Genomic DNA, 14,673 nt, shown 5'->3' with positions numbered 1-14,673 from the left:
CTACCTTCTTTCGGTGGGAGTTTCGGTCGGAGTTTCGGTACATGTCTGGTTGGCACCCGCCGGCGCGGATCCCCGCACCACGGCCCACAACCTCTTGCTCGCCCTCGCGAGCACGCTCACTGACGACCCGGCCCTGACCCATGACGAGACCGGCCGCCCGCAGATCCCCGGCCTCGCGGTGAGCCTCACCCACACCCACCACCAGGTCGCGGTGGCCGCCGCCCCCGAAGGCCCGGTCGGCCTCGACCTCGAGGAGCTCGGCCCGCGGGAGTTCCGCCCGCTCGCCGACCGTTGGTTCTCCCAACAGGAACTCCGTTGGCTGGACCAACAACCCGATGTCCGGCGAGCCTTTCTCCAGCTCTGGACGGCCAAGGAGGCAGTGGGCAAGGCGCTCGGTCTGGGTCTGCGCCGAGCCGGTCTGCGCCGACCGATGCCCCTTGGTGGTGGGGTGGTCGCGTCCGCTCCCGAGCTGCTCGTCACCTATGTCCCGTGGCCGGACGCCGTCCTCGCGCTCGCAGCGCCGACCGGCCTGACGGAGATCGTCGTACGTCACGAGACGGCCTTGCGGAGCGTGGTCAGGTCGCGGACGAGCTTGCCGGTGGTAGTCCGCGGGAGTTGAGGCAGGAGGTGCAAGGTCCGGGGGCGTTTGTAGGGGGCCAGGCGCTGGGCCAGGGCGGTTTCCAGCTGGGCCGGCGTGCACGGTTCGCTGAGTTGGACGTACGCCGTGATCGCGCCGTCGAACGCGACCACCGCTGCCTCGACGCCGCGGAGCGCGGTCAGCGTGGACTCGACCTCGGTGAGGTCGACCTTCAGGCCGCCGACGGACACCTGGGAGTCGAGGCGGCCCTTGATGCTGACCAAGCCGGTCGAGGCGTCGACGACCCCGGCGTCGCGGGTGTGGAGCCACCCGTCGGACCAGCGAGTCGGATCGGACAGACCGAGGTACGGCGACTCCGGGCGACGGACCTGCAGCTCGCCGTCGACCGCGCGCACCTCGATCCCGGGCGCGGGCAGGATCGACGGCCGGTGATCGCCGAAGAGATCGGTGCCGATCACCCCGACCTCGGTCATCCCGTACATGTTCCCGAGCGGCACGCCGTACTTCGTCTCGAACGCCCCCGACACCGCGGCCGGCACCAGCTCCCCGCCCGTCGTCATCCGCTTGAACTGCGGCAACCACGGCGGATCCTGCACGGATGCCAGCAGCCCGATGTGGAACGGCACCCCGAGCACGGTCGCCGGCGTCGTGGCTGACCCGATCGCTTGCACGATCGCATCCCCCGTCAGCCGCGCCGGGGGCACCAGCTCCACCCCGGCGTGCAGGCCGTACAGCAGACCTCCGACGAGTCCCAGCACGTGCACCATCGACGGCAGCAGGATCAACCGCTCCCCCCGCTGCGGTACGCCGTCGATCCGCGTGTACCGCAGTACCTCCTCGACCAGGTCGGTCGCGGTCCGGCCGATCACCTTCGACGGGCCGGTCGACCCAGAGCTCAGCTGTACGACGGCATGCGTCGTCCCGGCCGGATGACCCGAGTAGCTCGACACGGCCGCGTCCACGTCCAGGAAGGTCCGCAGCCCGGCCGGCACCGGACGCTCCGGCGACACCACCACCTGCGGCACCAGCCGCTCGATCGCGCGCCGCACCTCGTAGTCGGTCAGCCGGTGGTCGAGCAGGATCGCCTGCCCGCCGCTGCGCCAGATCGCCAGCAAATGTGTCACGAATGCCATCGACGGCGGCAGCCGCAAGGCCGCCGCACCACCGGGCCGGAATCCGGACTGCGCCAATTCCTTTTGCCGTTGGTAGACCAGTTCGCGTAGTTTTGCCCGGTCGACGGGTTCCGGCAGCCGAAAGCAGATGTCGCGGTCCGGCCCGTTGAGCAGGACGTCGTCGACCCAGTCGACCCACTCGGCACCCTGGGCGGCACCGGGCACCACGACAGTACCGTCTGTGGCCATCGAGACTCCAAAGTCGTTGTACACAAAGGATTCGAGGACCAGCACCCCCACCAAGGCCTGGCGATGACGCGACGATACGACACGATCACGCAGCTGCGCTATGGACCAGAAGTAATGCCGCAACTACTTTTCGGAATCCCCCCGAACAGCCTTTCGGGCGGGCGAAAAACAAACCGCCTACCCAGTCCGCAGCAGTTAGAAAAGAAAGACCAATCGCCGGGCCGAAGGTTTACCCGCAACAGAAAAGCCTGGCACCCAGGGTGCCAGGCTCGAAAGAAATTCTCAGACCGGGTTGCCGAGCTCCGCGAGCGCGGTCGCGACCCGTCCGTGCGCGGCTTCGAGCGCGGCCCGGGCGGCCGGGATCGGCGAACCGGTCAGCAGGTGCACCAGGGCCGGCTTCAGCTCACCGTCCGCCGCGACCAGGGCGGCCTCGCAGGCATCCGGGTCCGCGCCGGTCGCCTCGGCCAGGATCCGGAGCATCCGGCCGCGGAGCTTCTTGTTCGTCGCGACCAGGTCGACCATCAGGTTCGACCAGGTCCGCCCGAGCTTGATCATCAGCGTCGTCGAGAACGCGTTCAGGATCATCTTCTGCGCCGTACCGGCCTTCAACCGGGTCGACCCGGCAATCACCTCCGGGCCGGTGTCCGCGGCGATCACGATGTCGGCCAGCGGCGCCAGCGGGGCGTCCGGGTTCGAGGTGATCAGCACGGTCGTCGCGCCGACCACCCGGGCCGCCTTCAGCGCCCCGGCGACGTACGGCGTACTCCCCGAGGCGGCGAGGCCGATGACCAGGTCCTGACCGGTCACCTCGACCGCGTCCGCGGCGCCACCTTCCTCGGAGTCCTCCACGTTCTCCACGGCTCGCAGCAGGGCCTCCAGGCCGCCGGCGTGATGCGCCACGACCATGCCCGGCGGGACGTGAAACGTAGGCAGCAATTCGGCGGCGTCCAGGACCGCCAGGCGCCCCGACGTACCGGCGCCGAAGTAGTGGATCCGGCCACCTCCGCGAACCGCTTCGACCCCCGCGTCGACCGCCTTGGCCAGCTCCGGCAGCACCAGGCCGACCGCGCCCGCCACCCGGGCGTCCTCGTTGTTGACCATCTGCAGGATCTCGGACGTGCCCACCGCGTCGATGGCGAGCGTCCGGGGGTTGCGCTGCTCGGTCGGTGTGGTCACAGGTCCGATGTTAGTTTTCTACTTAAGAATTTTCAATTCCGTTCATCTTTGACGGAAATGGTTGACGTCATTCGGATCCTTTGAGCCGATGCCCGCGGACGGCGGAAGCGGTTTCCTCGAGCGCCTTCCGGGCGTCCGGCAGCACCTGCTGCGCGACCCCGATGAACAGACAGTCGATCACCGTCAGTTGCGCGATCCGCGACGCCATCGCCCCGGAGCGGTACGTCGTCTCCCGGGCGGCCGTGGTCAGCACCAGGTCGGCCGTCTTCGCCAGCGGCGACCGCGGGAAGTTCGTCACCGCGACCGTGGTGGCGCCGTGCTTGGCCGCCTCCTCGAGCGCCTCGACGACCTCGACCGTGGTCCCGGTGTGCGAGATACCGATCGCGACGTCGCCTGCACCGAGCAGCGCGGCGCTGGTCAGCGCGATGTGCACGTCCGACCAGGCGAACGCGACCCGCCGGATCCGGTGCAGCTTCTGCTGCAGGTCGAACGCCACGAAAGCGCTTGCCGCGAAGCCGTACAGGTCCACCCGCGAGGCCTTGACCACCGCGTCGACGACCTTCGCCAGCGTGTCCACGTCGACCTGCTGAGCGGTCTCGCGGACCGCCCGCTCGTCGGCGAAGGCGACCTTGCCGACCACGTCGGCCAGCGAGTCGCCGGGCTCGATGTCACCGCCCACCTCGGGGCGGATGCTCTCCTGCGCCGACTGGGCCGCCAACTGCAGGCGGAGCTGCGGGTAGCCCGGGACGCCGATCTGCTTGCAGAACCGGATGACCGTGGTCTCCGAGGTGGAGGCCACCTCGGCCAGTTCGGAGATCGTCATCGCGGCCACTCCGCCCGGGTCCGCGAGGACCGCGTTCGCCACCCGCTGCTCGGCCGGCGCCAGCGCGGGCATCACCGCGCGGACCCGGACCAGCAGCGGCCCCGTGGGTTCTGGAGAGGTCGTTGAATTCATGACAGCCACGGTACGGCGCCCATCCACGAGATGGGGTCACCGACGCGAAAGTCTCCAACCTGTTGCGGTAAATGACTCAGGCGTTCGTTCACCGTCGAGAAGTTCACCATCGTCGCTCGTGATCTTCACACCGTCGACGTAAACACCGCGCCCCTGGTACAGCGGGTCGGTGGTGTACCGCCAGCGAACGGTCTGCTCGCCGGAGCCCAGCTCGGCGGTCACCTGATGCCAGTGCCGGTCCCCGGACCCGCTGATCGACCCGTCGGTGTCGACCACCGATCCCCGGTCCCGCACGGTGAACGGGACCTTCGTCCAGGTCGTCCCGTCGGTGGACTTCTCCAGGTACAGCAGGTCCGAGTCCTCGGTGTCGACGAACAGGTCGAAGGCCAGCTTCGCTCCGGAGGCGGGCACGGCGACCCGCGTCGACAGGGTCGTCGTCGCGTTGTCCGTCGTACCGGAGAACCAGGCGTCCTTGCCGCGCCGGGGTCCGACGCCGAGCGCCAGCGCGAGCCCTTGGGCGACCGCACGCCGGGCCGGGTTGTTGCTGCCCCAGTCCCGCGACGGGTGCACCCGGTTGGTGAGCAGGATCGCGAACGAGCGCGAGTCGAAGTCGATCACCAACGAGGTCCCGGTGTAGCCGGTGTGGCCGGCCGTGCGCGGACCGGACAGGCCGCCCATGTACCAGCGCTGGTTCAGCTCGAAGCCGAGGCCGTGGTCGTTGCCCGGGAAGCCCTGGTTGAAGTTCGTGATCATCGCGGTCACCGAGGATTCCTTCAGGATCCGCGCACCGCGGTAGCTGCCGCCGTTGAGGAAGGTCTGCGCGAGCACGGCCAGGTCGTCCGCCGTACTGAAGACGCCCGCGTGCCCGGCGACGCCGCCGAGCGACCACGCGTTCTCGTCGTGCACCGAGCCCCACACCATCCCGCGCGGCGGTGCGGTCTGGTACTCCGTGGCCGCGATCCGCGGCTTCTTCTTCGGGTCCGGGTTGTACCCCGTGTCGCGCAGCTGCAGCGGCTTCGTGATGCCGTCGGCAACCAACTTGTCGAGCGTCTTGCCGGTGACGCGGTGCGCGACCTCACCGAGCGAGATCAGGTTCAGGTCGCTGTAGAGGTAGGTGCTGCCCGGCGGGTTCAGCAGCTTCGCGGTCAGGGCCATGTGCAGCCGGGACGCGGGGTCGGGCTGTGCGCTCCACAGCGGCAGCCAGGACGGCAGCCCGGTGGTGTGCGTGAGCGCCTGCCGGACCGTGATTGCCTGCTTGCCGTTCTCCGCGAACTCCGGGACGTACGACGCGATCGGCGCGTCCAGGTCGACCTTGCCCTTCTCGGCGAGCTGCAGCACCACGATCGAGGTGAACAGCTTCGAGACCGAGGCCAGGTCGAAGATCGTGTCGGTCCGCATCGGGATCTGCTGGTCCGCCGGCAGCTCGGTGCCCGCGCCGTCGGCGTACTTCAGCGCCAGTCCGGTGGCGGACTTCGTGACGATCTTCCCGTCGTGGCCGAGCAGCGTGACCGCGCCGGCGTACAGCGGCTTGGCCGTCCCGCTCGGCTGGGTCCAGGCGGCCACCTGAGCCAGCGCCGCGTCGATCGGCGCCGGGTCGAGCCCGGCCTTCGCGGGCGTCGCGGGACGCAGCAGCGTGGTCTTCGGCGCGTACCCGTCGTACGGGCGGTCGAACCGGCCAGAGTTGTTGCCGCCGGCAACTGCAGGACTTGCCATCGTGAACATCACCGCAGAGGCTATCGCGATCCTGGCCCACCGTTTCATCGGTGTGCTCCCCTGTAGAGAAGGTACTTCGCCCGGCGGGTCGTCCAGGCGTCCGTCTCCGGCTTCCAGGCGGCGACGATCTCCTCCGCGCTCGCGCCGGCGGTCAGCATGGTGCGGAACCGGTCGGACCCGGTCAGCAGGTCGATCCACCGGCCGGGCGGGGTCTCCGCGCGCCAGCTGAAGTCCGGGTAGAGCCGCTTCGCCTCGACGATCATGTGCGTCGCGGCCGTGATCGCCTCGACCTTGTGCGGGTCCGTGATCTGGACCTGGACACCGCCACAGAGCACGTTCGCGTTCTTGCTGATCGTGGGCGTGAAGTAGGCCTCCCGGAAGTCGACGCCAGGGATGTTCTTGGCCTGCAGCGCCTCGGCCCACTTGTAGTCGATGTACGGCGCACCGATCAGCTCGAACGGCCGCGTCGTACCGCGGCCCTCGGACAGGTTGGTCGCCTCGAACAGGCACAGGCCCGGGTACACCAGCGCGGTGTCCGGGGTCGGCATGTTCGGGCTCGGCATCACCCAGGTCAGGCCGGTGTCGTCGTACAACTGGTCCCGCTTCCAGCCCTTCGCCTCGATCACGGTCAGCTCCGTCAGCTGACCGCCGTTCGGCTCGAGCGGGAGGTACTCCGCGTTGAACATCCGGGCCAGCTCGCCGACCGTCATACCGTGCTGCTGGAGGATCTCCTTCTTGCCGACGCCGGAGGTGTAGCCGGGCTTCAGCATCGGACCGCGCGCGTACCCACCGACCGGGTTCGGCCGGTCGAGCACGACGAACCGGGCGCCGGTCCGGACCGCCGCCAGCATCGCCTCGAACATCGTCCAGATGTAGGTGTAGAACCGCGCGCCGACGTCCTGGATGTCGAAGACGACGGTCTCGACCCCGGACTGCTGGTAGAGCTTCACCAGCTTGTCCGCGTTCGCGCCGTACGCGTCGTAGACCATGATCCCGGTCCGCGGGTCGACGTGGTCACCCTCGGAGCCGCCGGCCTGCGCGCTGCCGCGGAACCCGTGCTCGGGGCCGAACACCGCGACGACGTTCACCTTCCCGGACGCGTGCATGGTGTCCACGAGGTGGGTGAAGTCCGGCAGGATCCCGGTCGGGTTGCTGATCACCCCGACCTTCTGTCCGGCCAGCGCCCGGTACCCGTCCGCGGCCAGCGCCATCGCCCCGGTCATCACCTTCTTCGAGCCTCCTGCCGACGCGGTTGGTACGTCGATGAGCGGAGCCGCGGCGAGTGCACCGGCACCCGCGAGCAGATTGCGACGCTTCATAACATCTCCTCAAGGACGGAACGAGAGGTCGGCGCTCACCGGCCGGTGGTCACTGGCAGCCTGCACAAGGGGTACTTCGGCCGGCACCTCGGCCCGCAGCACCTGGAACCCCGCACCGACGGTCACGAAGTCGATCCGCTTGTTCGCGGCGACGGCCGGGTAGGTGTACGGTCCGCCGGTCTTCACCCCAGCGACCGACCAGGCATCGGTCACCCTCGACCACAACCCGGCAAGCTCGGGCGCACCAGCCTCGGCATTGAAATCACCCACGAGAACCTGCAGATCCTTCTTGCGGTCCTGGGCCAACACCGCAGTCGTATCAGCTACCTGCTTCGTCCGCACCGCTGGATCAGCCCGGTAGTCGAGATGCGTGCAGTACACATGCACCCGCCGCCCCCGCACCTCGATCTCCGCCTCCAGGAACCCAGGCGCCAACGCCGGCACCGGATTCGGATCCTGCGTCGACAGCCGCGTGATCGGATGGTTCTCCGACCGCACGATCGGGAACCGCGACAGGATCCCGACGCCGTACTGCCGGCGCGGCTGACCCGCTGCCGGCGGATCGAAGTCATAGATCGGCGCGAACGCGGTGTGCAGGCCCAGCCGCGTCCCCAGCTCAGCCAGCGTGTCCAGCCACTGGCTACGAACGCCCCAGTGGACATCGACCTCCTGCAGCCCGATCACGTCCGCATCGAGCGCCTTCAATGCCTGTGCCGTCCGGTCCAGGTCGAAGACGTTGTCCTCGCCCGCGCCTGCATGGATGTTGTACGAGGCAACCGTCAGGCGCGTCTGTCGCGCGTCGAAGGTCAGTCCATGATTGAAGGGGTGCATCCCCGGGATCTCCACCGGGAGCTTGCCGGTCGGGGCGAGTTCGCCGTACAGGACCTTGGCGAGGGCCTCCATCGACGGCGCGGTGCTGCCGTAGGTCACCAACGTGGTCAGCGCGGGGTCGAAGTACGCGACGTCGTACGGGTCCCGCACCGGCACCACGATCACCGGCCGTCCGGTGGCGAGCAGGGCGTTGACGAGCTTCTGCTGCTTGGCGTTCTTGTCGGTGACCGTCGTGTCCCACGCCTTGTTGGTGAGGACAACGGTCAGGTCCGCGACCGCACCCACCGCGTCCGCGATCTTCGCGTCGGTCGGCCTCGTCCCGGTGTCCTTCACGACCGTCGTCGCGCCACGACGCTGCAGCGCGGTCGCCAGCGTCGCAGGGCTGTAGCCGGCCACCAGGATCGTCCGCGGTGCCGCCGACAACGGCAGCAGGCCCGCGTCGTTCTTCAGCAGTGTTGTGCTGTGGTCGGCGATCCGCTGGGCCTCCGCATAGTTGCTGGGCGTACCAACGACCTTCGCGACCCGGGCCACGTCGACGTACGGATTGAGACCGCGTTTCAGCCGCAAGATCCGCGTCACGCTCTCGTCGATGCGCGCCTCGCTGATCCGGCCGCTCCGGACCGCGGCGAGCACCGACTCGTACGCGAGCCCCGGGTTGACCGGCATGAGCAGCTGATCGACACCCGCCTCGAGCGCCCGGAGCGGGATCTCCGCGTCGCCGTACTTGTCCCGCACGCCCTGCATCCCGAGCGAATCGGTGATCACGACGCCGTCGAACCCCAGTTGCTCGCGCAGGATCCCGGTCAGGATCGGCCGGCTCAGGGTCGCCGGATCACCGGACGGGTCGAGCGCCGGGACCACGATGTGCGCAGTCATGATCGACCGGATGCCGGCCCGGATCGCGGCCTGGAACGGCGGCAGGTCGATCCGGGTCCACTCCTCGCGGGTGTGCCCGATCACCGGAATCCCGGTATGGCTGTCGGTCGCGGTGTCGCCGTGGCCGGGGAAGTGCTTCGCGGTCGAGACGATCCCGCCGTCTCGCTGGTACCCCTTCACCTGCTCGGCGACGAGCTGCGAGACCAGCGCCGGGTCGGACGAGACCGAGCGGACGCCGATCACCGGGTTGAGCGGGTTCACGTTGACGTCCGCGTCCGGGGCGAAGTCGGTGGTGATGCCCAGCGCTCGCAGCTCGCGCCCGGCGATAGCGCCGGCCGAGCGTGCGTACTGCGGTGACCGGGTCGCGCCGAGCGCCATCCCGCCCGGGAACTGGGTCGCCGGCGGGCCGACCCGGACCACCGTGCCGTACTCCTGGTCGGTCCCGATCTGCAGCGGTACGCCGGTATTCGCCAGCGACGCGCTCTGGAGGCCGTTGGACAACCGCGCGATCTGCTGCGGGTCCTTCGTCGAGTCGGTCCAGGTGAAGTAGATGACGCCACCGAGGTTGAACTTGCGGACCACGTCGGCCGGCGTCGCGACGCCGTACAGGCTGGTGTTGCGGGCGTCGGCGGTGTCGGCCGTCGGACCGTAGGCGTAGCAGACGAAGAGCTGGCCGACCTTCTGCTCGAGCGTCAGCCGGCGCAGCGTGTCGCGGACCCAGCGGTCCGTGTGTGCGCCGGCCGTGGCGCTACCGGTCACCGTCGTACCGGCAACGGCGGCGGCCGCGAGTCCAAGGGATTGGCGGCGGGTCAGTTCCATGGGGGTCACCAAGTCCGTCCGGGCGGGGGCAGGGGCGAACGTCAAGGTTAGTCAATTACAGATATTCCCCCGCGACACGAAAGTTACCCACGTCAAAACTCTCGGTCAAGAGGCGGCTACCGGCGGTCTCAGCACCAGCGTCGCGACCACCAGCGCCATGAACACGGCGGTGAGCGCGAACGGAACCGGGATCAGCGGGTCGAGCAGCACCAGCCCGGCGCCGAGCGGTACGACGACATTGACGACGCGGTCGGCGTTCGCCCGGAGCGCGATCCACCAGATACCGAGGACGAAGATCGCAATCGGCACCGTGACGGTGTACGACGCGGCGACCTCCGAGAGCTTGCTGTGGTGGGTGATGACGTCGATCTCCACCTCGATCCCGGCCGAGAACGCGCCGGCCGCGGCGAACACGAAGTAGTGCACGTAGCCGTAGCGCAGCGAGCTGGCGAACGAGCCGATCACGGTGTGGTGCGGCGGCCAGAAGTAGATCCACCACAGCGCGGCGGTGACGACCAGCGTGAGCACCGAGAGCGCGATCAGCGGGCCGAGCTCATCGTGCTCGTGGACGGCCTCGATGATCGCGTTGGCGGAGGCGAGCAGGCCCTCACCGAGCAGGATCAACGTGAACAGGCCGTACCGCTCGGTGATGTGGTGCGGGTGCCACGGCGTCCCCCCGCGCCGCTCGGCGATGACCGGCACGGCGAGCTCGGCCAGCACACAGAGGATCACCGTGAACGGCTGGATCGAGCCGGGCACCAGGAGATTGAGCAGCCAGAGCACCTGGACGGTCGCGATCCCGCCGGCATAGAACAGCGCCGCCGGACGGCTGGTCCCGCCCGCTCGGGCGGCGCGCAGCCACTGGGTCACCATCGCGATCCGCATCACGACGTACCCGAGCGTCACGACGGTGAAGTCGTGGTCGGTGTAGACGGCATCGATGCCGGCCGCCAGCACCAGGACGCCGCTCATCTGGACGATCGTGATCAGCCGGTACAGCCAGTCGTCGGTCGCGAACGAGGTGGCGAACCAGGTGAAGTTCATCCACGCCCACCAGATCCCGAAGAACACGATCGCGTACGACGTCAACCCGTCGAACGTGTGCTGGTCGGACAGCGCGTGATGAAGCCGGGCCGCGGCGACACTGACCGCAACCACGAACACCAGATCGAAGAACAACTCCAGCGACGACGCCACCCGCCCCGGCTCGTGTGGGTCCCGCGCCCGCATCGGAACCAACCGCGCCCGCCCCGCCGTCTCACTCATGCCGCACACATTAAGGGGCCAGAACCTGACCGCCTTCCGTGCGACACTCTGCGTGAACAACCGAGGGCGGGAGGTAGTCGGCATGCGGGTGGCACTTGCCGTCAGCACGGTGTTGATCGGGTCGGCGCTGGTGGGGTGCTCGAGCAGCGGCTCCACCCCGTCGTCGGCGCAGGACACTTGCGACGCGAGCAAGAAACCGGTCAAGGCTGCGGTCGGGTTCCAGCCGGTGTTCATCCCGCTGCACATCAGCTTGAACACCGAGGGCGAGATCAGTGTGTCGTTGGCGGCGTCCTGGACGACTCCACTCGGGACGGTGGACCTGGCGGTCGAGAAGAACGACGACAAGCCTGCGGCTCCAGGGGTGCACCGGCTGGCCGTCAGTTACGTGAAGGATGGGCGGAAGGTGCAGGAGCGGTACGAGATCCGGTGTGCGCGGGAGTACCGGGTGTTCCTCAACGGCCGGTTCCAGGCGCGGGTCAGCACGAGCCAGACCGTCATCGAGGCTGCGCCGGGTACCGCTTCGACGATCGACGTGGTGGATGCCGAGTCACCGATCGGCCCGAATCTCAAGCCGTTGCCGGAGTACCAGGCGCTGCCGGCCAGGAGCTTTCACCTGCCCGATCCGATCGCACAGTACGGTCTGGGCGCCGATCTCGACCCGGACCGCGTTGTCACCGGAAACTTCGTCCCCGGCGGGCTGGACAGCAGTGACGCCGACATCTTCTGGGAGTACGGCACCGGCCTGTTTGCGGGGTACGACGCCTTTCTCGGCGCCGCCGGCGCTGCCACGAAGACACCGCAGCAGTGCCGGCGGGACGCATCCTCCGGCGCCGTCGGGAAACTGCCGGCCACCGCCCTCGTCACCGGTAAGCGCTTCTGTCTGGTGACGACCCGCGGTCAGATCGCGCTGATCACCCTGACCAAGGTCGTCAAGAACTCCGACGACCCGGACCGCCGGGCGCTGACCTTCTCGGCCCGGCGCTGGATCAAGACCTGATCATCTGACAGAGATGTCCACGGCCGGTGCAGACCTCGCGGCAAGCGCGACATCTGCACCGGGGCCGAAACGTCAGGCCTGCAGTCCGACGGCCTTCAGCGGGCTTGGCCAGGCCTCGAGGGCTGCCTTCAGGGCCGGGTCCTGCGTGGTCTCCACTGCCTCCGCGTGGGCATCTGTGATCACGTCGGCGATCCGGACCGGTCTGCCGGTCGCGGCCGAGCGTACGGCGGCTTCTACCATCGCGACGCTGATCACGTTGGAGTGGACCTCGGACTGCGGCACGACCGATTCCCGGACCGCGTGGACGAACTCGACCAGCGAGCCGGCGATCTCCTCCGGGTCGTCGGTCAGCACGGCAGGCAGCGCCTCGCCGGACGTGAACTCGGCGACGGGTGGGTTGTCGCCGTCCCAGATCGCCGTACCGCCGGACGTGCTGGCCCGCCAGTTGCCGTTCCACGACGTCTCCAGGCCGGGCGCGCACCAGCTGCCGGTGAACGAGAACCGGGTGCCGTCGGTGAAGGTGAAGATCGCCGAGGCAGCCGCGTTGCCGTCGAACCAGCTCCAGTCTGGGTTGTACGACTCGCAGTACACCGAGACCGGTTCGGAACCGGTCAGCTTGCGGGCCAGGTCGAACTGGTGGATCGCCATGTCGACCAGCAACGGCTCGGCCATCTGCTCGCGGAAACCGCTGAAGTGCGGTGCCTTGAAGAACTCGCACGACAGCGAACCGATCTTGCCGAGCTCACCCAACTGCCGCTGGAAAGCCTGCACTGCTTGGAAGTATCTCCGCGACTGCGACACCATGAGCAGCTGCCCGCTCACCTCAGCCGCCGCAACCATCGTCAGACACTCGCGGACCGTCTCCGCCAACGGCTTTTCACACAGTACTGGGACACCACTCAGGAGCGCTTCTACGCTGACTTTCGGATGCGCCACCGGGACAGTCACGTCGATCACCGCCTCGGACTCAACAGACAGTTCGGCCATCGAGGTGGCGACCGGAAGATCCGGGTAGCCGTGCTCGGCAGCGGCGGCTCGAGCAACCTCCACGTCCAGGTCGACCAGACCAACGAGAACCACGTCGGCGTTCGCCGAGATCGTCCGCAGCCACGCCTGGCCCATGCCGCCGGCGCCGACCTGGACCAGGCGCAAGGGTTCACGCATCCGCCGGCTCCTCGATCGGGCCCTGGTAGCCGTGACCGTTGAAGAAGTCGCCGGTCTCGTACCGCAGCAGCGTCGGCACCGCCCGGGCCGGCAGGTCGGTCCGTGCCCACGCGACGCCGTTCGCGATCACCTTCCGGACGTCCTGGTGGTGGTACACCGGGTAGTCCTGGTCGCCGGGCGAGAAGTAGAAGATCTTCCCGTGCCCGCGGCGGAACGTGCAGCCGGAGCGGAACACCTCGCCGCCGGAGAACGAGGACACGAAGATCAGCTCGTCCGGCACCGGGATGTCGAAGAACTCGCCGTACATCTCCTGCTGCTCGATCACGATCGGGTGCGGCACGCCCTGCGCGATCGGGTGCGTCGGGTTCACCGTCCAGACCAGCTCGCGGTCCCGCTCGCTGCGCCAGCGCAACGTGCACGACGTACCCATCAGCTTGCCGAAGATCTTCGACCAGTGACCGGAGTGCAGGACGACGAGACCCATCCCGGACAGCACCTGCTGGTAGACCCGGTCGACCACCTTGTCCTCGACCTCGCCGTGGGCGGCATGCCCCCACCAGACCAGGACGTCGGTCTCCGCGAGCACCTCCTCGGTCAGCCCGTGCTCGGGCTCGTCGAGTGTGGTCGTCCCCACGGTCGCCGCGTCGCCGAGGTTCTCGCGGATCCCGGCGGCGATGGTCTCGTGCATGCCGTCCGGGTACAGCTCCCGGACGTGCGGCTCGATCTGCTCGTGCCGGTTCTCGCCCCAGACGAGTACGCGCATACTCATGTCCCCTGTCGTGGTTGTCATTTCACGGCACCGCCGATGGCTCCGGCGGCGATGTACTTCTGCGCGGCGATCAGCAGCACGATGGCCGGGACCGCCGAGAGGACCGCGGTCGCCATCACCGCGTTCCAGTTCTGCACCTGGGTGCCGAGGTACTGGTAGATGCCCAGCGTCACCGGCCGGACGCCGCCCTTGGTGGTCAGCGTCAGCGCGAACAGGAAGTCGCTCCAGGAGAACAGGAAGCTGAACAGCCCCGCGGTGATCAGCGAGTTCTTGCTGATCGGCAGCACGATCGCGACGAACGCCCGGAACAGCCCGGCGCCGTCCACCCGGGCCGCCTCGACCAGCGAGGGTGGCAGCGAGAGCATGAACGAGCGCAGGATCAGGATCGCGAACGGGATCCCGCTGCTGCAGTTCGCCACGATCAGGCCCGGGATCGAGTTCAGCAGCCCGAGCTTCTCGTACGCCGTGTACAGCGCGTTCGCGATCACGATGCCCGGGATCATCTGCGAGATCAGGATCGCCAGCAGACCGGCCGACACCCAGCGGGACCGGAACTGCGAGAGCGCGTACGCGCACGGCGTCGCGATCAGCAGGCTGAGCACGACCGTCCCGGCCGCAATGATCAGGCTGGTGACCAGATGACCGCCCTGTTCGTCGAGCGCTCGCTTGTAGCCGGCGAACGTCGGGTGCAACGGCAGGAAGCCGGCGGTCAGCGTGTTCCCGGACGGCTGCAGCGACGCGTTCAGCATCCAGTAGATGGGGAAGAGCATCACCGCGAGGATGAGTACGCCGATCACGGTGTACGTCGTACGTCGAAGCATCGGTCCTC

General features: G+C 68.5%; 12 protein-coding genes. 2 read left to right on the top strand and 10 right to left on the bottom strand.

Features of this window, described 5'->3' with window-relative positions; all coding sequences use genetic code 11:
* Window positions 1-13 precede the first annotated feature (13 nt).
* The gene (locus AB0E69_RS03870; protein ID WP_360139030.1) at window positions 14-619 is read left to right on the top strand and encodes a 4'-phosphopantetheinyl transferase superfamily protein; all 606 of its coding nucleotides are present in this window, start codon (window positions 14-16) and stop codon (window positions 617-619) included.
* On the opposite strand, the gene AB0E69_RS03865 is transcribed toward AB0E69_RS03870, so the two are convergent.
* From AB0E69_RS03865 to AB0E69_RS03835, 7 genes are all read right to left on the bottom strand, one after another.
* The gene (locus AB0E69_RS03865) at window positions 550-1,959 is read right to left on the bottom strand and encodes an AMP-binding protein (RefSeq protein WP_360139027.1); all 1,410 of its coding nucleotides are present in this window, start codon (window positions 1,957-1,959) and stop codon (window positions 550-552) included. The two genes, AB0E69_RS03870 and AB0E69_RS03865, sit on opposite strands and share 70 nt — an antisense overlap.
* Before the next feature lie 282 nt (window positions 1,960-2,241).
* The gene (murQ, locus tag AB0E69_RS03860) at window positions 2,242-3,135 is read right to left on the bottom strand and encodes an N-acetylmuramic acid 6-phosphate etherase (RefSeq protein ID WP_360139024.1); all 894 of its coding nucleotides are present in this window, start codon (window positions 3,133-3,135) and stop codon (window positions 2,242-2,244) included.
* Window positions 3,136-3,202: 67 nt separating this feature from the next.
* Entirely contained in the window at window positions 3,203-4,090 is an 888-nt protein-coding gene (locus AB0E69_RS03855) for a MurR/RpiR family transcriptional regulator (RefSeq protein WP_360139021.1), read from the bottom strand.
* Window positions 4,091-4,126: 36 nt separating this feature from the next.
* The gene (locus AB0E69_RS03850; RefSeq protein WP_360139018.1) at window positions 4,127-5,812 is read right to left on the bottom strand and encodes a serine hydrolase; all 1,686 of its coding nucleotides are present in this window, start codon (window positions 5,810-5,812) and stop codon (window positions 4,127-4,129) included.
* Between the two features lie 35 nt (window positions 5,813-5,847).
* The gene (locus AB0E69_RS03845; protein WP_360139015.1) at window positions 5,848-7,122 is read right to left on the bottom strand and encodes a DUF1343 domain-containing protein; all 1,275 of its coding nucleotides are present in this window, start codon (window positions 7,120-7,122) and stop codon (window positions 5,848-5,850) included.
* 9 nt (window positions 7,123-7,131) lie between these two features.
* On the bottom strand, window positions 7,132-9,648 hold the full coding sequence (locus tag AB0E69_RS03840; RefSeq protein ID WP_360139012.1) for a glycoside hydrolase family 3 N-terminal domain-containing protein: 2,517 nt from the start codon (window positions 9,646-9,648) through the stop codon (window positions 7,132-7,134).
* Between the two features lie 105 nt (window positions 9,649-9,753).
* On the bottom strand, window positions 9,754-10,914 hold the full coding sequence (locus AB0E69_RS03835; protein ID WP_360139009.1) for a low temperature requirement protein A: 1,161 nt from the start codon (window positions 10,912-10,914) through the stop codon (window positions 9,754-9,756).
* Between the two features lie 82 nt (window positions 10,915-10,996).
* Here AB0E69_RS03835 and AB0E69_RS03830 point away from each other — a divergent pair, with 82 nt between their 5' ends.
* Window positions 10,997-11,911 (top strand): hypothetical protein, encoded by a 915-nt coding sequence (locus AB0E69_RS03830; protein ID WP_360139006.1) that lies wholly within the window; start codon window positions 10,997-10,999, stop codon window positions 11,909-11,911.
* A gap of 72 nt (window positions 11,912-11,983) precedes the next feature.
* On the opposite strand, the gene AB0E69_RS03825 is transcribed toward AB0E69_RS03830, so the two are convergent.
* The 3 genes from AB0E69_RS03825 to AB0E69_RS03815 are packed head-to-tail and all read right to left on the bottom strand — an operon-like array spanning window position 11,984 to window position 14,665.
* On the bottom strand, window positions 11,984-13,075 hold the full coding sequence (locus tag AB0E69_RS03825; protein ID WP_360139003.1) for a Gfo/Idh/MocA family oxidoreductase: 1,092 nt from the start codon (window positions 13,073-13,075) through the stop codon (window positions 11,984-11,986).
* Window positions 13,068-13,865: a ThuA domain-containing protein gene (locus AB0E69_RS03820; protein ID WP_360139000.1), complete on the bottom strand. Its 798-nt coding sequence runs from the start codon at window positions 13,863-13,865 to the stop codon at window positions 13,068-13,070. The genes AB0E69_RS03825 and AB0E69_RS03820 overlap by 8 nt, the downstream gene beginning before the upstream one ends.
* Complete coding sequence (locus tag AB0E69_RS03815) at window positions 13,862-14,665, bottom strand: carbohydrate ABC transporter permease (protein ID WP_360138997.1); 804 nt, start codon at window positions 14,663-14,665, stop codon at window positions 13,862-13,864. The genes AB0E69_RS03820 and AB0E69_RS03815 overlap by 4 nt, the downstream gene beginning before the upstream one ends.
* Window positions 14,666-14,673: the final 8 nt, after the last annotated feature.

The sequence above is a fragment of the Kribbella sp. NPDC026611 genome (assembly GCF_040638345.1).
Taxonomy (GTDB): Bacteria; Actinomycetota; Actinomycetes; order Propionibacteriales; family Kribbellaceae; genus Kribbella.
The sequence above is the reverse complement of the archived record's forward strand: the minus strand, read 5'-3'. Positions and strand labels throughout refer to the sequence as shown.

Bases quoted from the DNA above. Each gene is read 5' to 3' on its own strand.
- AB0E69_RS03865 (WP_360139027.1), bottom strand. From the start codon at position 1,959: ATGGCCACAGACGGTACTGTCGTGGTGCCCGGTGCCGCCCAGGGTGCC.
- AB0E69_RS03855 (WP_360139021.1), bottom strand. From the start codon at position 4,090: ATGAATTCAACGACCTCTCCAGAACCCACGGGGCCGCTGCTGGTCCGG.
- AB0E69_RS03850 (WP_360139018.1), bottom strand. From the start codon at position 5,812: ATGTTCACGATGGCAAGTCCTGCAGTTGCCGGCGGCAACAACTCTGGC.
- AB0E69_RS03845 (WP_360139015.1), bottom strand. From the start codon at position 7,122: ATGAAGCGTCGCAATCTGCTCGCGGGTGCCGGTGCACTCGCCGCGGCT.
- AB0E69_RS03840 (WP_360139012.1), bottom strand. From the start codon at position 9,648: ATGGAACTGACCCGCCGCCAATCCCTTGGACTCGCGGCCGCCGCCGTT.
- AB0E69_RS03835 (WP_360139009.1), bottom strand. From the start codon at position 10,914: ATGAGTGAGACGGCGGGGCGGGCGCGGTTGGTTCCGATGCGGGCGCGG.
- AB0E69_RS03830 (WP_360139006.1), top strand. From the start codon at position 10,997: ATGCGGGTGGCACTTGCCGTCAGCACGGTGTTGATCGGGTCGGCGCTG.
- AB0E69_RS03825 (WP_360139003.1), bottom strand. From the start codon at position 13,075: ATGCGTGAACCCTTGCGCCTGGTCCAGGTCGGCGCCGGCGGCATGGGC.
- AB0E69_RS03820 (WP_360139000.1), bottom strand. From the start codon at position 13,865: ATGACAACCACGACAGGGGACATGAGTATGCGCGTACTCGTCTGGGGC.
- AB0E69_RS03815 (WP_360138997.1), bottom strand. From the start codon at position 14,665: ATGCTTCGACGTACGACGTACACCGTGATCGGCGTACTCATCCTCGCG.